Genomic DNA, 22,879 nt, shown 5'->3' on the forward strand with positions numbered 1-22,879 from the left:
GGGCCGCATCGTCGGTGCATGGGAGAGACAGCGCGATGAGTAGAGACCTGGTCATCCACGTCACCCATCACGAGGAGGCGGGCTGTGCCGTGCTCACCGTCGAAGGTGACATCGACCGCAACACCAGCCCGCTGCTGCGGGAGGCCGTCCGCGGGCTGGTGTCCGGTGGAAACGTCAGGATCGTCCTCGACGTGGCGGAGATCACCTTCTGTGACTCCAACGGCCTGCGGACGTTCCTCAGCGGGATGGCCCTGACCTTCGACGCGGGCGGGTGGCTGCGGCTGGCGGGCGCGCAGGGCCACTTCGAGCGGCTGCTGCGCATGACCGACCTCTACAGCTTCTTCTCCATCGACGCCGACGTGGTCGGCTCCCTGAAGTACGCCTCCGACGGAGGACCTCAGGCTTCCGGATGAGTCCGGGGGGCGTCCTCCCCGCCCGGGAGGACCGGGAGGACGGGCGGCCAGGACAGGCCCATCGGGTTCGGCACCGGGAGCGTGCCCGACTCGACCACGGCGGTGGCCAGGGGGTGCAGCAGCCGGGAGAGGGCGGCGGTGCGCTCCTCGCCGAGGGCCCGCCAGGGACCGGCCGCGGCCTCGTCGGTCAGCCGCTCGATCCGGTCCCGCTCCCGCGCGCCCAGCGCCGTCAGACGGTCCGAGCCGTCCAGCCACCCTCGCTCGCGCAGGCCGGCGGCGCCGGCCGCCCAGTCGTCCGCAGCCCAGTGCCGCCCCGCGCGCAGGACGTCGATGCCGGTCTCGTCCGCCGCGGCCTTGAGCAGGTGGGCCTGGACCGGTGACACGCCGTGGGCCACGAGGACGGCCACGTGCCCGTCGCCCCGGTGCTCGCGCAGCGTGGTCGCGGCCTGCCACAGCTTCAGGTACGGCTCGTCCGGCGCGGGCAGGGCCTGGTTCGCCGCGCCCAGCACCCGCCCCGCGGTGTCGGCGTGTCCGGCGGCCTCCCAGGCGAGCGCGGCGGCGGCGGCCACGTCCGCCGGGCCGGCCGGCGCGCCGGCGAGCAGGCGCCGCAGAGCGGCTCCGGCGCCGTCGAGCCGGGCGCGCAGCACCGCGGCGGGGGGTGCGAACGTCCAGGCGTCGGGTAGGGCGCGGGAGACCCGGCCGGGGTGGAAGCCGTGGAAGGCGGCGGTGACGACGTCCGGGCCGACCGGTCCGAGCGGCGCCGCCCGCATCGCGAAGTAGCCCATCCAGAACCCGCGCATGCCGGCCGCGTCGGCGGCCTGCCGCGCCTCGGGCGCGAAGTAGGTGACGGCGTGCAGGGGCTCCAGCAGGTGCCACATCACGCGGGGGACATCGGCGTTCATGCGCGTTCCTTCCAGCGGTGGCGGGTCGTCGATCAGTATCCGGCCGGACGGCGGCCGGACGCCAGGCAGGGTTCCCGGCCGGACGCCAGGCGGTGCTCCCGGCGGTCCGGCGGGGAACGCTCCCGGACGTCCGCCCTCCCGCGCGGCGGGCTCCAACGGCCTTCACATGATTTATAGGGATATGTCACCAGCAGCGGCCGGTAGTTGACTCCATCAGGCTCTGACGGGTCAGAGCGGCGAGAAAGGTTGGGTCTTCTCAAGGGAGGTTGGTCGGGCTATCAAGAGCTCAGAGCCAGTTGTCAGCCGGGCATCCCAGCACAGCGACCCGCATGCCGTACGGCGTCGCGGGCGTGTCCGGCCGTCCACGCCCCCCTGAGCCGGAACGAGGCCGACATGCACCGGTTACGAAAAGCGATCGCGAGAATCCTCTGTGTGATGTCCATGCTCGCGGCCGGCCTCACCGCCGTGGCCGCGAGCGCCGAGGCCGCCGTCCCCAACCGGTGGGGGTTCGCCCACGTCAACGTCAACTCGGGTATCCCCGACCTCGCCCGTCAGGCAGGGAGCTGGGGCGCCGGGTTCAACGTCTCGGTCTCGCCCGGCGTTGTGGGGCAGACCTACGTGAAGTTCCCGCAGATCGGTATCGCCAAGGGAGTCGTGCACGTCACGGCGATCTCCCAGTCCGCCTACTGGTGCCAGGCGCAGAAGTGGGGGCCCAGCCCCACCCCCGCCGGACCCGACCTGGTCGCGGTGGTGCAGTGCTACCGCTACGGCGGGGCGCCGGTGTTCACCCCGTTCACCATCGCCTTCGAGCAGAGCACGGGCGTCCTGCCCGCGCCGCAGGCGTTCGGCTACGTGCACTACGACGGCGCCTCCGTCGTCGCCGACTTCAACTCGGCGGCGGCCCTGAACACGGTCGCCGGGGGCGCGGGAGTCTGGACGGTCACCCTGCCGGGCCTGGGCTCGGCGACCCTGGCCGGGAACGTCCAGGTGACCGCCGTAGACCCGGTCCAGCCCGCCCGCTGCAAGGTCGGCGGCTGGGCCTCGGCCCTCGGCGGGCAGACGGTCCAGGTCCGCTGCCACAACGCGACGAACGTCCCGCTCAACACCGGCTGGACGCTGACCTACCAGCGTGAGCGGGCGATCACCGGGGCGGCGGTCCCGCCGAAGAACTTCGCCTACACCTTCGACAACGCCCCGGCCAACCCCGGGCCGTACGCGCCGGCGCCCGCGGCGGTCAACTACAACTCCCAGGGCGGGATCAACACGGTGCAGACCGCCGGGACGGGCCAGCGCCTGGTGACCTTCCCGACGGTCGGCGTCCTGCCCGACCACGTCCAGGTCACCGCCTACGGGCCCGGTCCCGAGTTCTGCAACCTGGTGAGCCTCTGGAACACCTCGTCAAGCACCGCGATCGTCCGCAACGTCGTCTGCTACAACGCCACCACCCGGGTGGACCGGCCCTCCCTGACCACCTACACCTCGGCCTTCTGAGGCCGTCCGCGCCCCCGCCCGCGCTGCCGGCGGGGGCGTCCCGCCGGTCCCGTACGGCACGCCCTGCGGGACCGGCGGCGTATCCGTCCGGTGTGCCGCCTGTCCGTCCGGTGTGCCGCCTGTCCGTCCGGTGTGCCGTCCGTCTGTCCGGTGCGCCGCCCGCTCCGCGTGGACGGGGCTCTCCCGGGTAGCGGGAGGCCATGGCGACCTATGGCTTTCACTCATCACATGAGCAGATCCATCCGGCCGAGCTGCTGAAGGCGGTGGCGCGGGCGGAGCAGGCGGGCTTCGCGGCGGCGATGTCGTCGGACCACTTCTCGCCGTGGAGCGCGAGGCAGGGGCACTCCGGTTTCGCCTGGTCCTGGCTGGGCGCCGCCCTCCAGGCCACGGAACTGCCGTTCGGCATCGTCAACGCGCCCGGCCAGCGCTACCACCCCGCGATCATCGCCCAGGCGATCGGCACCCTGGGGGCGATGTTCCCCGGCCGGTTCTGGGCCGCGCTGGGCACCGGGGAGGCGAGCAACGAGCACATCACCGGTGACCGCTGGCCGCGCAAGGACGTCCGTACGGCCCGCCTGCGGGAGTGCGTCGACGTCATCCGGGCACTGCTGGCGGGGGAGGAGGTCAGCCATGACGGCCTGGTGACCGTGGACCGCGCCCGCCTGTGGACCCGGCCGGAGGTCCCACCCAAGCTGGTCGGAGCCGCGGTGAGCGCCGAGACCGCCCGCTGGTGCGCGGAGTGGGCCGACGGCCTGATCACGGTCAACCGCCCGGTCGAGACGCTGCGCGAGGTCATGGCGGCCTACCGGGAGGCCGGCGGCCGGGGGAAGGTGGCCCTCCAGGTCCACCTGAGCTGGGCCGAGAGTGAGGAGGAGGCCCTGGCGATCGCCCATGACCAGTGGCGGAGCAACGTCTTCGGGCCGCCGGTGAGCTGGGACCTCGACACCGCCGAGCTCTTCGACGTGATCTCCGCGGAGGTGCCTCCGTCGCGGGTGACCGAGGCGGTCAACGTCTCCGCCGACCTGGGGCGGCACGCCGCCTGGATCAACGAGTACGCGGAGCTGGGCTTCGACGAGATCTACCTGCACCACGTCGGCCAGGACCAGAGCGCCTACATCGACGCCTTCGGCGCCAAGGTCCTGCCGCAGCTCCGCTGAACGCCTCTCCGCCGGATAGGGCCCCGGGTCCCGCGGCGGGGGCGGGCCGGGGCCGGAGTGGGCGGGGGCGGGGACTCAGGGGCCGCCGGGGGCGAGCAGGCGGCTGACGGCCCGCTGGGCGCGGGAGGGGGCCGCCGGATCGCGGTGGAGCTGGATGGCCTGGTCGGCGGCCAGTGCGACGCCGTTCAGCTCGAAGGCGAGCTGGTCGACGTCGGTCTCCCCGGGCAGCTCTCCGGCCTCGACGGCGGCGCGGATCTCGCCCGTGACATAGGCCGACCAGGCGGACAGGGCCGCGAGCACGGCGTCGCGGACCGGGCCCGGCCGCCCGTCGAACTCGGTGGCGACCGAGGTCAGGAAACACCCTCCGGGCGCCTCGCCGTCCCGCATGTAGTCGACCCACTCCGCGAACACGCGCGCCAGCCGTTCGACTCCGGGCCTGGCGCCCGCGACCCTGGCCGGCACGCGCAGCCGGAACGCCTGGACCGCGGCGTCGAGCGCAGCCAGCTGCAGCGCCTCCTTCGTGCCGAAGTGGCCGATCACTCCGGCCTTGCTCATCCCCAGATCGGTCGCCAGGCGGCCGATCGTGAGGCCCTCGAGGCCGTCGGTCGAGGCCAGTGCGAGAGCGCACTCGATGATTCTGGTCCGGGTGCCGGCCGCCTCGGCGGCGGACTTGCGCGGGCTCATGACACCAGCTTAATCTACCGATCGTTCGCTAAAAACATCCGAACGTTCGTTATCTAAAGGAGCCGTCGTGCGGATCCACCACCTCAACTGCGGGTCGATGCGCCGGATCGACCCCGTCGGAGACAGCCCGCTGGCCCCCGCCCGTGCCCTCTGCCACTGCCTGCTCGTCGAGACCGACCATGACGGTCTCGTCCTGGTCGAGACCGGGCTGGGCACGCCCGACGTCGCGCGGCCGGAGGAGACTCTCAGCCGGGAGTTCCTCGGCCGGGCCCAGCCGGTCCTCGACACGCGGGAGACCGCGCTGCACCAGGTGACCGAGCTCGGCTTCCAGCCGGAGGACGTACGGCACATCGTGCTGAGCCATCTCGATCTCGACCACGCCGGCGGCCTGCCCGACTTCCCCTGGGCCCAGATCCACCTGCGTGAGGCCGAGCACCGTGCCGCGATGGCCGCTCCCGGCCATCATCCGGAGGACCGCGTCCGCTACCGGCCCGCCCACTGGGCGCACCGGCCGCACTGGGTGACCTACCCCGGCCACCAGGGCGACCCGTGGTTCGGCTTCGACGCGGTCCGCCCGCTCAAGGGCCTGGACGCGGAGATCCTGCTCGTCCCGCTCGGCGGCCACACCCTCGGCCACAGCGCGATAGCCGTGGCCGACGGCGACCGCTGGCTGCTCCACTGCGGCGACGCCTACTACTTCCACGGCGAGATCGACCCCGACAGCCCGCGGGGTCACCCGGGCATGGACATCCTGCAGCAGATCACCGAGGTGGACCGGCCGCTACGGCTGGGCAACCACGCCCGCCTGCGCGAACTGGTCCGCCTGCACGGCGACGAGGTGAGCGTCTTCAGCGCCCACGACCCGTGGGAGTTCCAGCGCCACACGTCGTCCGTCCGGCGCTCCGAGTAGTCGACGCTCTCAACGGCTCGGAGCACTGGAGTGCGGCCCGGGAGGGCGCAGGCGCCGCGTCAGGGGCACACCGTCCGGAACTCCTTTTCGGCAGGCACGTACTGCGCCCATTCCGCGCGGGTCAGCGAGCGGCCCGGGCCGGCGCAGACGGCCCGGAGGAGATCGCTGGGGATGCCGACGTCCCACAGCCGTACCGTGTGGTCCGCGCCGCCGGTGGCCAGTGTGGTGCCGTCGGGGCTGAAGGCCACCGAGGAGACCTGATCGGTGTGGCCGGTGAGAGGCGCGCCGAGCTGCCGGCGGGTCGCCACGTCCCACAGCCGTACCGTGTGGTCCAGGCTGCCGGTGGCCAGTGTGGTGCCGTCGGGGCTGAAGGCCACCGAGGAGACCTGATCGGTGTGGCCGGTGAGGGGTACGCCGAGCTGCCGGCGGGTCGCCACGTCCCACAGCCGTACCGTGTGGTCCGTCAACTGGGCGTTGCTCTCGCCGCCGCCGGTGGCGAGTGTCTTTCCGTCGGGGCTGAAGGCCAGCGAGTTGACCGGGCTGGTGTGGCCGGTGAGGGGCGTGCCGATCGGCGTGTGGGTCTTCACGTCCCACAGCCGGGCTGTCCTGTCCTGGCTGCCGGTGGCCAGTGTGGTGCCGTCGGGGCTGAAGGCCAGCGAGTTGACCGGGCTGGTGTGGCCGGTGAGGGGCGTGCCGATCGGCGTGTGGGTCTTCACGTCCCACAGCCGGGCTGTCCTGTCCTGGCTGCCGGTGGCGAGTGTCTTTCCGTCGGGGCTGAAGGCTACCGAGGTGATCGGGCTGGTGTGGCCGGTGAGGGGCGTGCCGATCGGCGTGTGGGTCTTCACGTCCCACAGCCGGGCTGTCTCGTCCGCGCCGCCGGTGGCCAGAATTTTCCCGTCCGGGCTGAAAACCACTGAATTCACCGGACTGAAGGCCACCGAGGGGTCGGCTCCGGCAAGGGGAGTGCCGTGCCGGCTGTGGGTCTTCACGTCCCACAACTGGACCGCGTTGTCCTGGCCGCCGGTGGCGAGCGCGGTGCCGTCAGGGCTGAAGGCCACCGCGTTGACCGTGTCGGTGTGGCCGGTGAGGGGGGTGCCGAGCTGGCGGCGGGTCTTCACGTCCCACAGCCGCACCGTGGTGTCGCCGCCGCCGGTGGCCAGCGTCTTCCCGTCCGGGCTGAAGGTCACCGAACTGATCGGATTGGAGGCCACCGAGGGGTCGGCTCCGGTGTGGCTGGTGAGGGGTTCGCCGATCGGAGTGCGGGTCGCCACGTCCCACAGCCGGACCGCGTTGTCCTGGCCGCCGGTGGCGAGCGCGGTGCCGTCGGGGCTGAAGGCCACCGAGTTGACCGCGTTGGTGTGGCCGGTGAGAGGGGTGCCGATCGGCGTGTGGGTTCTCGCGTCCCACAGTCGGGCTGTCCTGTCCTGGCCGCCGGTGGCGAGTGTCCTTCCGTCGGGGCTGAAGGCCACCGAGTTGACCGTGTCGGTGTGGCCGGTGAGGGGTCCGCCGAGCTGCCGACGGGTTGTCATGTCCCACAGCCGGGCTGTTCTGTCCGCGCCGCCGGTGGCGAGTGTCCTTCCGTCGGGGCTGAAGGCCACCGAGTTGACCGTGTCGGTGTGGCCGGTGAGGGGTCCGCCGAGCTGCCGACGGGTTGTCATGTCCCACAGCCGGGCTGTTCTGTCCGCGCCGCCGGTGGCGAGCGTCCTTCCGTCGGGGCTGAAGGCCAGCGAATTGATCGAGCTGGTGTGGCCGGTGAGGGGGCCGCCGACCGGCGTGTGGGTTCTCGCGTCCCACAGCCGGACGGTGCCGTCGTAGCTGCCGCCGGCGAGTGTCCTTCCGTCCGGGCTGAAGGCCACCGAGGAGATCACGTCGGGGCCGGTGCGCAGGACGCCGAGCCCGCGGCGGGTCTTCACATCCCACAGCCGGACGGTGCCGTCGTAGCTGCCGCCGGCGAGTGTCCTTCCGTCCGGGCTGAAGGCCACCGAGGGGACCACGTCGGTGTGGCCGGTGAGCGTGGCGCGTTCCGGCCGGCTGAGCGCGATGATCATGCTGGCGCGGGCTTCGGGGCTGTGATGGATGCGCCAGGCCGCCGCCGCGAGGAGCGCGGACATCAGGGGATCTTCGTTCTCGCTCTCCGTCGCCAGCTGGCGGGAGACGGCGATGTCGCGTCCGTCGTCGGCCTCCCGCTGGGCCCGGATGGCGAGACCCGCCGCGGTCAGGGCGACGGCCAGGAGGGTGATCAGAGTGGTCAAGAGGGCTCTGCGCAGCCGGATCCGGCGGGTCTCGGCCCGCACCGCGGTGTCCAGGAACTCCTGTGGCGTGCTGGACAGGACGGGGTAACGGTCGGGGTCGGCCTTCCACCGCGATCGGGCGTGCGTGAGGGAGGTCAGGCGTTCGCCCCGGTACAGGTAGGCGGCGGATCTGCCGCTGCCGGCCCATTCCTCGGCGTCCTCCAGCAGCTGGCTGTACAGGACGTGGCCGGTGAGATCGGACTCCAGCCAGGCGCGCAGCCGTGGCCAGGCCGACAGCAGCACGTCGTGAGCGATCTGCGCGCAGGCGTCGTCGACGACGATGAGCCGATGCCGGGCGAAGGTGTCCAGAACGTGGTCGAGGGCGGCGCGTTCCGCTCCGGTGCGGCCGGCGTGCAGGGTGGTGCGTACGGCGGTGCGGCGGGCCAGCCGGCCCTCGCGGGAGACGCTGGTCAGCCGGTGGAACAGCTGCCGGGCCAGGTCCTGACCGTCGGCGGTAAGGCCGGTGTAGGCGGCCTCGGCGCTGGTGGCGACCGCATGGGTGACGCCCCCGGTGCGGGCGTGGCCGCGGCTGGTGAGCTGGTCGCCCTCGCGGTGTTCCCAGATGGTCGACATGGCCTGCGACAGCAGCGGCAGCACGCCCGCGTCGTAGCCGCCGGCCGGTGAGCGCAGTTCGCTGAGGATCGTGTCGACCAGGCCGGGCTCGATGTCCAGACCGGCGGCGTCGGCCGGCCCGGTGATCGCGCGCCGCAGGTCCGTCTCGTTCATCGGCCCGAGGACGAACGGGCCGTCCTGGAGGGCCGCGGCCAGGTGGGGGTGGTCGGCGCACCGGTCGATGAAGTCGCCGCGCACCGCGATCACCACCAGCGCGGCGGGCGCCCCGCCCGGCCCCTGGGGGATGGTCGCGGCCGCGTGCAGCGCGGTGACGAACGCGGTCCGTTCCGCGGAGGACGGCCCGTCCTGCTCCGGGCTGAGGGTGAAGATCTCCTCGAACTGGTCGATGACCAGGATCAGCCTGCCCGCGGCCGCCGTCCGGGCGGGCAGGCCACGGCGTCGGGCGTCGGTGTCGACGGCCTGGCGGATCAGCAGGGGGGCCTGCTCGGGGTCCGTGGTGAGGCCGCGCAGCACGGCGGACGCCTCCAGGCCCGCCAGACCCGCGACGAGGACGGCCAGACGCGACAGCGGGGAGCGGGTCGGCTGGTCGATCACCAGTTGCGGCCAGTCACGCGCGGCCTGCGACAGCTCGCCGCGGCCGATCGCCGGCATCAGCCCCGCGCGCAGCAGCGAGGACTTGCCCGCTCCCGACGCCCCGGTCACCACCAGCGGTCCCGGCCGGGTCAGCCGCTGCGACAGTGTGCTCACCAGCTGGGCGGTGACCAGTTCACGGCCGTAGAAGACGTCGGCGTCCACCTCGTCGAAGGGCACCAGGCCGCGGTAGGGGCACCCGTCCACCCACCGCGCGCCGCCCACGTCCGGGTCCCCGTCCGCGCGGACGCGCCGCTCGATCGCCGACACCAGGTGCAGCAGCAGCCGGGTGTCGGTCGCCTGACGGTACTGCAGCCCCACCGCCAGGCCGATCTCCGCGCTCTGCTGGTCCAGGCCCTCGCGGATCGACCGCAGCTGCGTGCCCAGATCGGCCAGCACGAAGTCGAACTCGGCGAACTCCTCGCTCACCGCCGCCAGCCCCGCGGCCAGTCGCGCCTGCAGCACGCGGTCGCCGCTGTGCACCGCGGCCTCGATCGCCGCGCCGACGGCGCCGACCTGACGCAGGACCTGCGCGATCTCACCGCGCAGCCGCTCCGCCTGCTCCCCGCCGTCCTCCAGGATCCGCTGGATCCGTTGCTCCAGCTCGCTCTCCAGGGCTTCCCGCGTCGGCTCCCGGCCGCTTTCCCGGAGCCGGGCGATACCCGCTTTCACCGTGTCGGTGAGCATGTTCCCGCCGACCGCGGTAAGGGCGCCGATCCCCGCCGAGGCCAGTGCCGTCGCGCCCACGCTCGCGGTCAGCAACGGCGCGAACGCGCCGGCCGACAGCACCGCCACCAGTGCCGGGGGAGACCATCGGACCGCCGTCGCCCCCGTCGCCCGCGCCAGGCGGGCCACCCGAGCCCGTACCCCGGCCCCATCAACCCCGACTGGTCACCGTGCGGCTTGGCGCTCACCCCGCCAATATCGCCCGGCCGCGGTCACCGAAATCATGAAAGGTGCCAATCGCCGTGAACCTGTGACCGGCCCCTCGCCCGGCGGCGTATCTCCTCCGGCCTCTCAGCCCGTCTCCGGCCTCTCAGCTCAGCTCGTCTCCGGCCTCTCAGCCCGTCCGGCCGGGACGGCCCGGGTGCATGCGGGTCAGCGCCTGCGGGGTCAGCCGCCGCGCGAGCGCTTCCAGCGCGGCGGCGACCTCGCCGATCTCCTGGGGGTCGTCGGTGCCGAGCGCCGCGGCGAGCGCGGTGTCGATGGGGGCCGAGCGGACGGCCGCCACGCGGTCGGAGACCTCGGGGGCCTGCTGGACGAGGAGCCGGCGGCGGTCCTTGGGGTCGGCCTCCGTCACGATGGAGCCCGCCTCGCGGAGCCGGGCGACGCACGCCGACACCTGGCTCTGCGGGAAGCCCGTCCGCGCGGCGATCTCGCCGACGGAGCTGCCCGGATGCTCGCGGACGTCGCTCGCCACGATGAGGACCGAGCGGTGGCTGGTGGAGTGCGGGCCGAGGCCCTCGGTCGGGAGGGCCTCCTCGCCGATCTTCATCAGGGTCCGCCCCAGGAGGAACAGCTCTACTCCGTTCATGCCCACGAAGCTACATCAAGTTAGATGCATCTGAAATGATGTATCAGTCTTGATGTATCAAATCTGATGCATTAAGGTCGTCGGTGACGGAGCAGGACACGACCACCTGGAAGGACTCACATGAGTGCGACGAAGACGGACCTGCTGCCCGTGCCGGGAGCCGACATCTACTACGAGGTCCGCGGCACCGGTCCCCTCCTGCTCGTCTCGGAGAGCGGGGAGGGCGATGCCAGGCGCAGCGCCGACCTGGTCGATCGGCTCGTCGCCCGCTACACGGTGGTCACCTACGACCGCCGGGGCCTGTCACGCAGCACGGTCGGCGACCCGGCACAGCCCCTGACCATCGCCACCCACGCCGCCGACGTCCACCACCTGCTGGCCGCGCTGACCGACGAGCCGGCGCTCATGCTCGGCTGCAGCTTCGGTGCTCTCATCGGGCTCCACCTGGCCGTCGACCACCCCGGGCAGGTGAGCACGCTCATCGCGCACGAGCCCGTCGCGCCGCGGCTGCTGCCCGGCCCCGAGCGGGACTCCACGGACCGCAAGCTGGGTGACATCCAGGAGACCTACCGTCGCGAAGGCTGGGCCGTGGCCGTCAGGAAGGTCGCGGCGGTTCTCGGCATCGACCCCGCCTCGCAGGAGGTGGAGCCCGGTCTCCGGCCGCGCCCGATCGGCGCCGACCGGGGCCCCAACTTTGAGTTCTTCCTCGAGCACGACTTCACCGCGATCCGCCGCGACACGCTGGCGGGCGCCGACGTCGCCGCGCTGAAGGGCGGGCCGCCCCGGGTCGTGCCCGCGGCCGGCCGTACGACCCCGCGGGACGTCTTCGACTACCGGTGCGCGCAGGTGCTGGCGGAGCTGCTCGGCGGTGTCGACCTGGTGGAGTTCCCCGGCGGGCACAACGGCAACCTGACCCACCCCAGGGCGTTCGCGGCGCGGGTGTGCGAGGTCCTCGACGGGCCGGTCTGAGGTGGGTGGTACGGCCGCGCGGCCGGGGGAGAGGGCAGTACGGCCGCGTGGCCGGGGGAGAGCGGGGAGCGACAGAGGGTCGGGGCCGGGGCGGGTGGGGGTCTCGCGGCGGGCCGGACGCGTCCTCGCGGAGGGAGGTGACCTCTCCATCCCGGCGTTAGGTACGCTTGTACATATGACTGACCACGTCGCTGACATCGACCGGCGCTCACAGCGAGAGCGGATGCTCGCCGGTGACCTCTACATCGCCGCCGACCCCGAGCTGGCGGAGGAGGGTCTCCGGGCGGCCAGGCTGACCGAGCGGTACAACGCCACCTCGGCCGACGCGCCGCAGGAGCGCCGCCGCATCCTGGAGGAGCTGCTGGGCGGCATCGGGGAAGAGGTCGAGATCCGGCCCCCGCTGTACTGCGACTACGGTTACCAGACCCGGATCGGGGCCCGCTCGTTCGTCAACTTCGGGCTGACGGCCGTCGACGTCGGCCGGATCACCATAGGCGAGGACGTGCTGATCGGCCCGAACGTGCAACTGCTGACCGCGACCCATCCCGTCGAACCCGGGCCTCGGCGCGCCAAGTTCGAGGCCGCCGAGCCGATCACGATCGCCGACAACGTCTGGCTCGGCGGCGGAGTGATCGTCTGCCCGGGGGTGAGCATCGGGGAGAACACGGTCGTGGGCGCCGGAGCCGTCGTCGTCAGGGACCTCCCGGCGAACGTGGTGGCGGTGGGCAACCCCGCCCGGACAGTGCGCCACCTGTGAGCCGGGAGGCGACCGCGAGCGATCAGGGCGGTCAGGCGGCGGTTCCGGACGGGCCTGCGGCGGCTCCGGGCGGTCAGGCGGTGGTTCCGGACAGGCCTGCGGCGGCTCCGGGCGGTCAGGCGGCGGCCTCCGCGCGGCGCCCGCGCCGTCACGACCCGGACCGGCGTGACCGCATCATCGACGTCACCATCGAGGTGATCGCCGAGCACGGGCTCGCCGGGACCAGCCACCGCACCGTGGCGGAGGCGGCCGACGTCCCCCTGGGCTCGATGACCTACCACTTCACGGGCCTGGACGAGCTCGTCGAGCTGGCCTTCTCCCGATACGCGGGCGCCCTCGCCGACCGTTTCGACGCGCGCCTGGCCGCGGCCCCGGCGGACGGTGACCTCGCCGCGACCGTCACCGACGTGATCATGGTCGACTTCCTGCAGGCCCGCCGTGACCTGGTGCTCGCCTACGAGCTCTATCTCGCCGCCGCGCGTGACCCGGCCCTGCGGGAGGTGACACGGACCTGGATGAGCCGGAGCAGGCGCGCCCTGGAGCGGCTCACCGACCCGGCGACCGCCCAGGTCCTCGACGCCCTGCTGGAGGGACTCGTGCTGCACAACTTCCTCGCGGAGGACCCCATGACGCGTGAGGAGGTCCACCAGGCGGTCGCCCGCGTCGTCGGCCCCGCCGGGTAGACCGGGCGCGGCCTGTCGGACCGGAGAACCGCCCCCACGATGACGGGCGGGGCCGCGGGCGCGCCGCGGGAGCGGGAACCGTATCCTCCTTGCCTGCCGTACGCCATGACAGACGGCGGCTGTCCCGCCAGCGCGCGCCGGCCGGTATCCCCCAGGAAGACCGGTATCCCCCCAGGAAGAGATGCGCCTCCCCCGATGACGACCTTCGACCACACCCGCCGCGCCTGCTACACCGGATACGTCACCCAGGCCATCGTGAACAACCTGGCCCCGTTGCTGTTCATCGTCTTCCAGGACCGCTACCGGCTCCCGATGGAGATGCTCGGACGGCTGGTGCTGCTGAACTTCGCCACCCAGTTGATCACCGACATCGTGGCGGTGAAGTTCGTGGACCGGATCGGCTACCGCGTCCCGCTGGTGCTGGCCCACGTCCTGTCGGTGCTGGGACTCGTGCTGCTCGCGGTGGCCCCGGCCGTCTCACCCTCGCCCTACCTGGGGCTGTGTGCCGCGATCATCGTCTATGCCGTCGGCGGGGGCCTGCTGGAGGTGCTCGTCAGCCCTGTCGTCGACGCGCTGCCCAGCCCGCAGGAGGGCAAGGCCGCGGCGATGAGCCTGCTGCACTCCTTCTACTGCTGGGGCCAGGTCGCCGTGGTGGCGGGCACCACGCTGCTGCTGGCGTGGATCGGCCAGGACGCCTGGCAGGTCCTCCCGCTGGCCTGGGCGATTGTCCCCCTGGTCAACCTGGTGGCCTTCCTGAAGGTGCCGCTGCCCGCCACCGTGCCCGACGAGCACCGCACCTCCCTGCGGAAGCTCTTCGGCGCCCCCGCCTTCGCCGCCGCCGTCGTGCTGATGCTCTGCGCCGGGGCGGCCGAGCTGACCATGTCGCAGTGGTCGTCCCTCTTCGCCGAGGAGGGGCTCGGCGTCTCCAAGGTCTGGGGCGACCTGGCGGGCCCATGTCTGTTCGCGGTCCTGATGGGCGTCGGCCGCATCGTCTACGGCCTGTGGGGGGAGCGGATCCCGCTGGTGCCCGCCATGGCGGCCTGCGGCACGCTGGCCACGGTGTGCTACCTCGTCACCTGCCTGTCGGCCGACCCGGTGGTCAGTCTCGTCGGCTGCGCGGTGTGCGGGTTGGCCGTCAGCCTCCTGTGGCCCGGCACCTTCAGCCTCGCCGCCGCCCGGTTCCCCTTCGGCGGCGCGGCCATGTTCGGGGTGCTGGCCGTCTTCGGCGACGCCGGCGACGCGGTCGGGCCCTGGGTCGCGGGAGCCGTCGCGGACGCCTCCACCGCGGCCGGGGGACTGCTCAGCGGCCTGCCCGCCGTACTGCCCGACGACGGAGGGTCCGGGCTGCGGGCCGGCATCCTCCTCGCCACCGCGTTCCCGCTCGTCATCGTCGCCGTCACCCTCCTGTACGGCGCGGGCGCCCGGCGCACGGCGGCCTCCCGCGAGGCCGGCGAGCCGGTCGGTGGGTGAGTCGCGCCGCCCGGCCGCGCCGAGGTCGCCGGGCGGGTGCGCCGGTCGGCGGGTGCGCCGGCCGTGGGCGCGACCGGGGCGTCCTGGCCGGCGCACCCGCCCGGGGTGCGCCGGTCGGCGGCCGCCGGGCAGCTCACCTACCTGCCCGGCCCCCAGGCCGCCGGACCGGCGCGTCCCGCCCCTGGCCTCCACCGGGCGGGTGGGGAGCCCCCACCCGACACAGGCGGGTGCGGACTCCGGCCTCCAGCGGTAGGCGGAGGCTCCAGCCTTCACCGGGGGATGAAGGCGTCCGGGTCTCCACCCGCCGGCGGGGTCCGGGGCGGGAGATCAGGTCAGGACGGGCCGCTCCGCGCGGGCCGGTCCGTCAGACGCGCTGCCACAGGGCCGGGACGTTCGGCGGCTCCCAGCCGACGTAGGCCGTGTGCGCCTGCAGGCACCGGTAGGTGACGTTGTTGTAGGTGACCTGGTCGCCGGCCTGGTAGCTCGTGCCCGCCTTCCAGGTGCCCCCGGGCGTCGAGGTGGGGGTCGGCGTCGGGGTGGGGGTCGGCGTGCCGACGATGTTGAGCACGAAGTCGAAGCTCGCCTCCTTCCCGGAACCGACAGTGCGCACGTTCATGAGCAGCGACGGGTTGAAGATCGTGTCGGTGTTGTTGCGCGGTTCGTTCGGGAAGTAGAGCTGGGTGGTGAGGACCGGCCGGTTGGGGGCCTGGACCTTGACGTGGATGTGCCGGGTGCGGCCCGGGTACAGGCCCGGCACGATCGTGGTCAGCTTGAACGCGCCCTGGGCGTCGCTGAACTGGTGCCCGCGGAAGGTGTATCCGACGTTGTCGTAGGCGCCGTTGTTGTCCGCCTGCCAGAAGTCCAGGAGCGCGTTGGCGATCGGCTGGCACGAGCGGCCGAACACGTAGCCGCTGACGGTCAGCGGGACGCCGGCGCCGGTCAGCGTGCTGCGCAGGGGCGAGTTGGGCTTGAAGTAGGGGCCCTCGGTCTGCGCGATCGTCGGGGCGTCGCCGTCGTCGCAGAACGGCGTGGGCTCAAGCAGCTCGCCCGTCCCCAGCGCGTTGCGGGCCAGCGCGGGGGCCTGGCCGATCAACAGCGGGACCGGGGCTATCAGGGCGGCCTTCAGCAGTGTCTTCCGGCTGATGCCCCTGGATTGCTGTCCTTCGGTGTTCTCGTCGTGGGTGTTCTCGGCGTCCACAATGGCCTCCTTGGCCTCCGGGGGGATGTGCCTGGATGCAACCTGTCGAGCGCGCGCGGCACGGGCGGAGCCGGTCGAACCGGCGCCGTGCGACACCGCCGCGGGGAACTGGCCGGAACCTGGCAGCCTGGACTTCAACAAAGCTGACATTCAGCCGAGAGAACGGAACACCCTACAAGTTTCTATAACTTCGCGGTATGGGCATTTTGCCGGAAAAGCCGCAGATAGCAGCCCTGGAGTGGCCCTCTGGCGCTTCATACCGGATGTCCATGTAGCGGGTGTGATGGCCGGTGGTGGTGCCGGGCACGTCCGCCGCCCGGTGTTCCGTCCGCTGCCCGGTGTTCCGTCCGGCCGACGTGCCGGGCGGCTGCCCGGCCGGCAGCGCGCGCCCGGTCGCGCCCGCTTGTGATCGGCGTGCCTGCCCGCCTCCGCTGACCGGCCAGAATGAGGGACTGGACGACGCGAAACGGCCGAGAGGTGTTCCGATGACCGGTGAGAGCGGGAGGACGGCGCGAGGGGCGGCGTCCGGGAGAGGGCCGGGCGGAGGCGGCACGCCGGGGAAGGGGCCGGACGGAGGCGGTACGCCAGGGAAAGGACCGGGCGGTGTGGCCGGCGCGGACCGGGGCGGCACGGACCGGGGCGGCGTGGCCGGCGCGGAGCCGGGCGGCGCGTCCGGGGACGGGGCGGAGATCTTCGTGTCCGTCGCCGAGCGGGTCCGGCGCAGCCTGGAGGGCGCCTCGGCGGGGGAGCGGCTGGTCGCCCGGACCCTGCTGGCGAGCTACCCCACGGCCGGGCTGGAGACCGCGGCGCGGCTGGCCGAGCGGGCGGGGGTGAGCGCGCCGACCGTGGTCCGCTTCGTCGCCCGGCTCGGTTTCGCCGGATACCGGGCGTTCCAGCAGGCTCTCCGGGACGAGATCGAGGCGCGGCGGGCCTCGCCGCTCACGCTCGCCCAGCAGCTCGGCGACGGGGTGGCCCCGGATTCCCTGCGGGTGTCGGCCGGAGCGATCTTCCGGCAGCGGCTGGACGAGTCGTTCGCGGCGCTGTCGGACCCCGAGGTGGAGGCCGTGCTCGACCTGCTGGCCGACCCGGCCCGCCGGATCGCGCTGATCGGCGGGCGGTTCTCGCACATCCTCGCCGAGTATCTCGACCTGCACCTGCGGCTGCTGCGGCCCGGCACCCGCGTGCTCGACCCGCGGCCCGAGAGCCTGGCCGCGTTCTCCGTGGACGTCGGGCGGCGTGACGTCGTCGTGGTGTTCGACTACCGGCGCTACCAGCGCGACGTCGTCGAGTTCACCCGCCGCGTGCACGACCGGGGGGCCAAGGTGGTGCTCTTCACCGACCCGTGGCTGTCTCCCGCCGCGGAGGCCGCCGACCTCGTGATCCCGGTCCGGGTCGAGGCGCCGAGCCCGTTCGACAGCCTCGTCCCGGCGCTCGCGCTGGTGGAGACGGTGGTCGCCGGAGTGATGGCCCGGCTCGGGAAGGAGGGGGAGGAGCGGCTGCGGCAGTGCGAGGAGATCGTGGGTGACGTCACCGTCGAGTGAACGCCGCCTCCCGCAGGGGCTGCCTCCGGCCGTGCGCCGCCTCCGGCCGGGTGCCTCCGGCGACGGAGATGTAACAAATCTTTCATGGATTCTTGTTGATGGTCTTCGTGAAAGCTATGTTTCATCGTCAAGTGCCGGCCGCGACCGCCGCCGGCGCTGCCGTCACCATCAGGAGGTGCCGTGACCGAAGAACTGCGTCCGCCTCGCAAGCTCCGCCTCTGGGAGGCGCTCGCCCTGTCCGTCGGGCTCATGGGCCCCACCCTCGCCATGGCCCTGAACGGCGCCGGTGTGGCGGCCACGGTCGGCAAGGCCGTACCTCTGGTCTTCGTGCTGGGCCTGGTCGGGGTCGCGCTGGTCGCCTACGGGTTCGTACGGCTGACGCGGCACTTCAACCACGCCGGATCGGTCTACGCCCTGGCCGGGGTCACCCTCGGCCCCCGGGCCGGGTTCTTCGGCGGGTTCGCGCTGCTGGGGACCTACATCTTCTTCGCCGTGTGCACGCTGGCGGCGACCGCGGTGTTCGCCGAGGCGTTCACCACCGCCCTGGGCCTGTCCCTGCACATCCCGTGGTCCGTCGTGGCCGCGGTCGCGGCCGTCGGCGTCTGGGCCGTCAACTCCCGTGAGTCCCGCATCACCGCGCGGACCCTGCTGATCGTCGAGGGCGTCGGCATCGTCGGCATGCTGGTGCTCAGCGCCATCATCGTCATCCGCACCGGGGCCGGGCACGCGCCCGGCGGGCAGACGCTCGACCTGTCGGTGTTCGGGCTGGGCGGCACCACGATGAGCGCGGTGATGACCGCCACGGTGTTCGCGTTCCTGTCGTGGGCGGGCTTCGAGGCGTGCGCGTCGCTGGGCGAGGAGACCACCGACCCGCGCCGCAACGTCCCGCGCGCCCTGGCCGGGAGCGTGCTGCTCACCGGCGGCCTGTACGTCTTCGTGATGTTCGCCCAGACCGTCGGCTTCGGCACCGACGACAAGGGGGTAGCCGCCTTCTCCGGGTCCGAGTCCTCCCTGTCGGCGCTGGCGCAGACCTACATCGGCACATGGTTCTCGCTGGTCATCGCCTTCACCGCGGTGGCGTCGGCGTTCGCGGCCTCGATCAGCTCGACCGCGGCGGCCAGCCGGCTCATGTTCGCCCTGGCCCGTGACGGCTTCGGTCCCGGTGCCCTGGCCCGCACCGACCGGCGCACCGGCTCCCCCACCGTCGCGCTGGTCGCCGCGCTGGTCCTCGCCGTGGCCGGTGACGTGATCCTCGACCTCACCGGGGTGCACGCCTTCGACGCCTACTACTGGTTCGCCACGCTCGGCGTGCTGTGCCTGCTGGTGGCCTACGCGGTCGCCGGGGCAGGTGTGATCGCGTTTATCCTCTCCGGGCGCGGGAAGATCCCCCGGCACGAGATCGTGATCCCGGTGCTCGCCATCGCCTACCTGTGCTTCGTCTTCTACAACCAGTCAGTGGGACAGGACAGCCCGCTCAGCTACTTCCCGTGGATCGCCGCCGCCTGGTGCCTGGCGGGCATGGCGGCCGTGCTCGCCGCGCCGAAGCTGGCCCGCCGGATCGGTGAGCGGCTGACCGCCGAGCTGACCCAGGCCGACGGTCCCGCCGACGGGTCCCAGAGCCCTGTTCCCGAGGCCCCCGAGGCCCCCGAGGCCCCTGAGAAGGCGGCCCGGCCATGACGCCCTCCCCGTCCCTGTCCCGGGAGCGGTTCCGGCAGCAGATCGGCGGACAGGCCGATGAAGGGGCCGGCGGACCAGGCCGGGAACAGGCCCGCGAACGGGCCGGCGGACCAGGCCGGGAACAGGCCCGCGAAGGGGCCGGCGGACCAGGCCGGGAACAGGCCCGACAACCACAGCGACAGCACCAGGAGCGACGACCCGCCATGACCGCAGCACCCACCGTCTACGCCGCGACCTGCGACCTGGCCGCGCAGTTCCGCGGGCGCGCCGTACCCGCCTCCCGCGAGGAGGCGTTGCTGCGGAGCGGGACCGGCTGGGTCCCCGCAGACCTGGCCATCACCGGTTTCGGATCGATCGCCGACAACGTGTTCGGCTCCGCGGGCGACCTGCGGCTCATGCCCGACCCCGCCACCCGCGTCGACATCCCCGCCGACGGCGATCTGCCCGGCACGCGGCTGTATCTCGCCGACCAGACGCTGCCCGACGGCACGCCCTGGGAGTGCTGCCCCCGCGGGTTCCTCGCCGCGGCCGTCGAGGAGTTCCGCGCCGAGCTCGGCGTCACCGTGATCGCCTCGTTCGAGCACGAGTTCACGCTGGCCGGCCTGCCGCCCTCGCCGCCGTTCTCCTTCGAGAGGTACCGCACCGCCGAGCCGTTCGGCTCCGACCTGGTGACGCTCCTGGAGCAGGCCGGCCTCGCCCCCGAGACCTGGCTGCCGGAGTACGGCGAGGCGCAGCACGAGATCACGCTCAGCCCGGCGGAGGGCCTCGTCGCCGCCGACCGGGCGGTGCTGCTGCGCGAGCTCGTCCGCGACCTCGCCCGGCGGCGCGGGCTCCGCGCCTGCTTCGCCCCGCTCCCCGACCCGGCGGGCAGCGGGAACGGCGTGCACATCCACCTGTCGTTCCGCGACGCCGACGGCGACCCCGTCCTCTACGACCCGTCCCGGCCGGGCGGGCTGTCGGAACTGGGGACGCGCCTGTCCGCCGGGATCATCCGCCACGCCCCCGCGCTGACGGCCGTGACGGCCGCGAGCCCGGTGTCGTTCCTGCGGCTGACCCCGCACCGGTGGAGCGCGGGCGGGGCCTTCCTCGCCGAGCGCAACCGGGAGGCCATGCTCCGCATCTGCCCGGGGACCGGGCCGGACGCCGGAGCCCAGCACAACCTCGAATACCGGGCCGCGGACGCCACCGCCAACCCCTGGCTCGCGCTCGGCGTCCTGCTCCGGGCCGGGCTGGAGGGGATCAGGCGTGGATACCCCGAGCCCGTCGTCTGGCCGGAGACCGCCACCGAGGAGGAGCTCTCCGGAGTGCCGCCGCTCCCGCGGACGCAGGAGGAGGCGCTGAACGAGCTGGAGAAGGACGACGTCGTGAGCGGTTTCTTCGCCCCCGACCTGCTGACCACCTACCTCGCGGTCAAGCGGGCCGAGCTGGCCGCCCTGACCGGGCAGGACGACACCGAGCGCTGCCGGAGGATCGCCGATGTCCACTGAGTCCCTCACCCCCGAGTCCTTCAACCCGCTGGCGCGCGCCGGGGCCGTGGGGCCGGCCGGGTCCCCGGAGCGGCCGGGTCCCCCGGAGCGGGCCGGCGCCGTGGGCCATGCCGGGCCCCCGGAGCGGGCCGGCACCGTGGGGCGGGCCGGTTCCCTGGAGGAGGTCATCGAGGCGATCCCGCTGGTGGACCACCACGTGCACGGCGCCCTGGCCGGTGACGTGTCGCGGCGGGAGTTCGAGGAGCTGATCACCGAGTCCGACCGGCCGGTGCCCGCCTGGATGACCCAGTTCGACTCCCAGATCGGGTTCGCCGTCCTGCGGCACTGCGCGCCCGTGCTCGGCCTCGACCCGCACCCCGACCCCGAGGCCTACCTCGCCCGCCGTACCGAACTCGGGACCGAGGAGGTCAACAGGCGCCTGCTCGCCGCCAGCGGGATCGGCCACTTCCTGGTGGAGACCGGCTACCGCGGGGACGAGATCCTCGACCCGGCGCGGATGGCCGCCGTCACCGGCAGGCCCGCCGACGAGGTCGTCCGGCTGGAGGCGGTCGCCGAACGGGTGGTCGCCGACGGGACCGACGCGGCCGGCTTCGCCGCCGCCTTCGAGACGGCCCTCTGGGAGCGCAGCCGTACGGCGCGCGGGCTGAAGACGATCGTCGCCTACCGCCACGGGCTCGACTTCGACCCCAGCCCGCCCACCTCCGGCGAGGTGACGGCGGCGGCCGGCCGCTGGCTGCGGACGGCCGAGCGGACCGGGCGGATCCGTGTCGACGACCCGGTGCTGCTGCGCCACCTCATCTGGAAGGGCATCGAGCGTGGCCTGCCGCTGCAGTTCCACATCGGGTACGGCGATCCCGACGTCGACCTCCACCGCTCCGACCCGCTGCTGCTGCGCGGGCTCATCGAGCTGGCCGAGCCCTCGGGCGTCCCGCTGCTCCTGCTGCACTGCTACCCGTTCCACCGCAACGCCGGCTACCTCGCCCAGGTCTACCCGTACGTCTACTTCGACGTCGGCCTGGGAGTGAACTACACCGGGGCGCGCAGCGTGGCCGTCGTGGCCGAGAGCCTGGAGCTGGCCCCGTTCGCCAAGATCCTTTTCTCCTCGGACGCCTGGGGGCCCGCCGAGCTTCACCACCTGGGCGCCCTGCTCTGGCGGCGCGCGATGACCCGCGTCCTGTCGGACTTCGTCGCCGACGGCGAGTGGAGCCGGGAGCAGGCGGTACGGGTCGCCACGATGATCGGCTCCCAGAACGCCCGGCGCGTCTACGGCCTGGGGGAGGACGCGTGAGCGGCATTCACGAGCGGCTCCGTGCCGCGCTCCACGCCGAGCTGCCCGACGCCTGCGAGCTGCGGCGGGAGCTGCACGCCGAGCCGTACGTGTCCGGCCTGGAGGAGCCGACGCTCAAACGCGTGCTGGACGCGCTGCCCGCAGGCACCGGGCTGGAGCGGGTGGCCGAGACCGGCGCGCTGGTCCGCATCGGCGGCGACGGCCCGGCCGTCGGGGTCCGCGGCGAGCTGGACGCCCTCCCGATCGTGGAGGAGACGGGCGTCCCCTGGGCCGCGCGCAACGGCGCCATGCACGCCTGCGGCCACGACGTCCACCTCGCCGCGCTGGCCGCGCTGGCCAGGGCGGTCGACCGCGTGGGAGCGCCCGCGCCGATGGTCGCGGTGCTGCAGCCGCGTGAGGAGACCTATCCCTCCGGAGCCCTCGACATCGTCGAGTCCGGCGCGCTCGACCGGCACCGGATCGGCGCGATGGTCGCCGCGCACGTCCAGCCGGTGCTCGCCGCCGGCGAGACGGCCTGCACGCCCGGCGCGGTCAACGCCTCCGCCGACGAGTTCACGCTGATCGTGCGGGGCCAGGGCGGGCACGCGGCCTACCCGCAGCTCTCCCGCGACCCGGTCCTGGCGCTCGCCCAGATCATCGTGGCCGCGCAGCAGCTCGTCAGCCGCGACTCCGATCCGATGACGCCGACCGTGGTCACCTTCGGGACGGTCACGGCCGGCACCGCCCCCAACGCCACCCCGGCGGACGCCGTCGCCCGGGGCACCCTCCGGACGATGTCGGAGGTCTGGCGTGAGCAGCTCCACGACCGGTTCCGCGTGATCGCCGACGGGGTCGCCCGTGCGCACGGCTGCGAGGCGGAGGTGCTCATCGCACGCGGGGAGCCGGTGCTCGTCAACGACGCCCGCCTCGCCGAGGAGACCGCCCGCCTCCTCGCACTCGTCCCGGGCGGCGCTCACCACGCGCCCGCCGTCCTGCGCTCCTGCGGAGCCGACGACTTCGCCTACTTCGCCGCGGCCGTGCCGTCGCTGATGATGTTCGTCGGCACCGACACCTCGTCGGGCCTGCACAGTCCGGGATTCCTGCCGGGGGACGAGACCGTGACGGCGGTCGCCGAGAGCCTGCTCGCCGCCTACCTCGCCGCCGCACGCGTGATCGGCGCCGACGGCCGCTGAGATCCCGGACGGCCGGGCGGGACAGATCAGCCGAGATCCCGGACGGCCGCGC

Annotated in this window: 18 protein-coding genes; 13 read left to right on the forward strand and 5 right to left on the reverse strand. The window is 73.3% G+C overall.

From position 1 onward, the window contains the following. Window positions 1-35: 35 nt before the first annotated feature. Window positions 36-413, forward strand: coding sequence for an STAS domain-containing protein (locus tag J2S55_RS24570; RefSeq protein WP_306865382.1), 378 nt, complete (start codon window positions 36-38; stop codon window positions 411-413). Here J2S55_RS24570 and J2S55_RS24575 read toward each other — a convergent pair. Then, window positions 398-1,315: an SCO6745 family protein gene (locus J2S55_RS24575; RefSeq protein ID WP_306865385.1), complete on the reverse strand. Its 918-nt coding sequence runs from the start codon at window positions 1,313-1,315 to the stop codon at window positions 398-400. The genes J2S55_RS24570 and J2S55_RS24575 overlap by 16 nt on opposite strands. A gap of 435 nt (window positions 1,316-1,750) precedes the next feature. On the opposite strand from J2S55_RS24575, the gene J2S55_RS24580 reads away from it, so the two are divergent. Further along, entirely contained in the window at window positions 1,751-2,806 is a 1,056-nt protein-coding gene (locus tag J2S55_RS24580) for a hypothetical protein (RefSeq protein WP_306865388.1), read from the forward strand. Window positions 2,807-3,006: 200 nt separating this feature from the next. Further along, the gene (locus J2S55_RS24585; protein ID WP_306865390.1) at window positions 3,007-3,963 is read left to right on the forward strand and encodes a TIGR03885 family FMN-dependent LLM class oxidoreductase; all 957 of its coding nucleotides are present in this window, start codon (window positions 3,007-3,009) and stop codon (window positions 3,961-3,963) included. A 75-nt stretch (window positions 3,964-4,038) separates the two neighbouring features. On the opposite strand, the gene J2S55_RS24590 is transcribed toward J2S55_RS24585, so the two are convergent. After that, window positions 4,039-4,647, reverse strand: coding sequence for a TetR/AcrR family transcriptional regulator (locus J2S55_RS24590; RefSeq protein WP_306865392.1), 609 nt, complete (start codon window positions 4,645-4,647; stop codon window positions 4,039-4,041). Window positions 4,648-4,714: 67 nt separating this feature from the next. Between J2S55_RS24590 and J2S55_RS24595 the strand changes: the two genes are divergently transcribed. Beyond that, complete coding sequence (locus J2S55_RS24595; RefSeq protein ID WP_306865393.1) at window positions 4,715-5,557, forward strand: MBL fold metallo-hydrolase; 843 nt, start codon at window positions 4,715-4,717, stop codon at window positions 5,555-5,557. Window positions 5,558-5,616: 59 nt separating this feature from the next. Here the strand turns inward: J2S55_RS24595 and J2S55_RS24600 are convergent, their stop codons facing one another. Continuing rightward, window positions 5,617-9,906, reverse strand: coding sequence for an nSTAND1 domain-containing NTPase (locus tag J2S55_RS24600; protein ID WP_306865395.1), 4,290 nt, complete (start codon window positions 9,904-9,906; stop codon window positions 5,617-5,619). Window positions 9,907-10,111: 205 nt separating this feature from the next. Next, complete coding sequence (locus J2S55_RS24605; RefSeq protein ID WP_306865397.1) at window positions 10,112-10,585, reverse strand: MarR family transcriptional regulator; 474 nt, start codon at window positions 10,583-10,585, stop codon at window positions 10,112-10,114. A 120-nt stretch (window positions 10,586-10,705) separates the two neighbouring features. On the opposite strand from J2S55_RS24605, the gene J2S55_RS24610 reads away from it, so the two are divergent. The 4 genes from J2S55_RS24610 to J2S55_RS24625 all read left to right on the forward strand — a co-directional run bounded on the left by J2S55_RS24610 (window position 10,706) and on the right by J2S55_RS24625 (window position 14,464). Further along, on the forward strand, window positions 10,706-11,554 hold the full coding sequence (locus J2S55_RS24610; protein ID WP_306865399.1) for an alpha/beta fold hydrolase: 849 nt from the start codon (window positions 10,706-10,708) through the stop codon (window positions 11,552-11,554). Between the two features lie 175 nt (window positions 11,555-11,729). Next, window positions 11,730-12,311, forward strand: a complete 582-nt coding sequence (locus J2S55_RS24615; protein WP_306865401.1) for a sugar O-acetyltransferase — start codon at window positions 11,730-11,732, stop codon at window positions 12,309-12,311. Between the two features lie 80 nt (window positions 12,312-12,391). Continuing rightward, window positions 12,392-12,994 carry a TetR/AcrR family transcriptional regulator gene (locus tag J2S55_RS24620; RefSeq protein ID WP_306865403.1) on the forward strand — a complete coding sequence of 201 codons (603 nt, stop codon included), beginning with the start codon at window positions 12,392-12,394 and terminating at the stop codon, window positions 12,992-12,994. A gap of 195 nt (window positions 12,995-13,189) precedes the next feature. Then, window positions 13,190-14,464: an MFS transporter gene (locus J2S55_RS24625; protein ID WP_306865406.1), complete on the forward strand. Its 1,275-nt coding sequence runs from the start codon at window positions 13,190-13,192 to the stop codon at window positions 14,462-14,464. Window positions 14,465-14,828: 364 nt separating this feature from the next. On the opposite strand, the gene J2S55_RS24630 is transcribed toward J2S55_RS24625, so the two are convergent. Then, a complete protein-coding gene (locus J2S55_RS24630) occupies window positions 14,829-15,662 on the reverse strand; it encodes a dioxygenase family protein (protein WP_306865409.1) in 834 nt (277 codons plus the stop codon). Window positions 15,663-16,267: 605 nt separating this feature from the next. Here J2S55_RS24630 and J2S55_RS24635 point away from each other — a divergent pair. From J2S55_RS24635 to J2S55_RS24655, 5 genes are all read left to right on the forward strand, one after another. Next, complete coding sequence (locus J2S55_RS24635) at window positions 16,268-17,203, forward strand: MurR/RpiR family transcriptional regulator (protein ID WP_306865410.1); 936 nt, start codon at window positions 16,268-16,270, stop codon at window positions 17,201-17,203. Window positions 17,204-17,383: 180 nt separating this feature from the next. Further along, a complete protein-coding gene (locus J2S55_RS24640) occupies window positions 17,384-18,880 on the forward strand; it encodes an APC family permease (protein WP_306865412.1) in 1,497 nt (498 codons plus the stop codon). A 203-nt stretch (window positions 18,881-19,083) separates the two neighbouring features. Beyond that, window positions 19,084-20,367, forward strand: coding sequence for a glutamine synthetase family protein (locus J2S55_RS24645; RefSeq protein WP_306865414.1), 1,284 nt, complete (start codon window positions 19,084-19,086; stop codon window positions 20,365-20,367). Then, window positions 20,357-21,655: an amidohydrolase family protein gene (locus tag J2S55_RS24650; protein ID WP_306865416.1), complete on the forward strand. Its 1,299-nt coding sequence runs from the start codon at window positions 20,357-20,359 to the stop codon at window positions 21,653-21,655. The genes J2S55_RS24645 and J2S55_RS24650 overlap by 11 nt, the downstream gene beginning before the upstream one ends. Then, window positions 21,652-22,827, forward strand: coding sequence for a M20 metallopeptidase family protein (locus J2S55_RS24655; protein WP_306865419.1), 1,176 nt, complete (start codon window positions 21,652-21,654; stop codon window positions 22,825-22,827). Before J2S55_RS24650 ends, J2S55_RS24655 begins: the two co-directional genes overlap by 4 nt. Window positions 22,828-22,879 lie beyond the last annotated feature (52 nt).

Origin of the sequence: Streptosporangium brasiliense (genome assembly GCF_030811595.1) — a bacterium.
In the GTDB taxonomy this organism is placed as follows: domain Bacteria; phylum Actinomycetota; class Actinomycetes; order Streptosporangiales; family Streptosporangiaceae; genus Streptosporangium; species Streptosporangium brasiliense.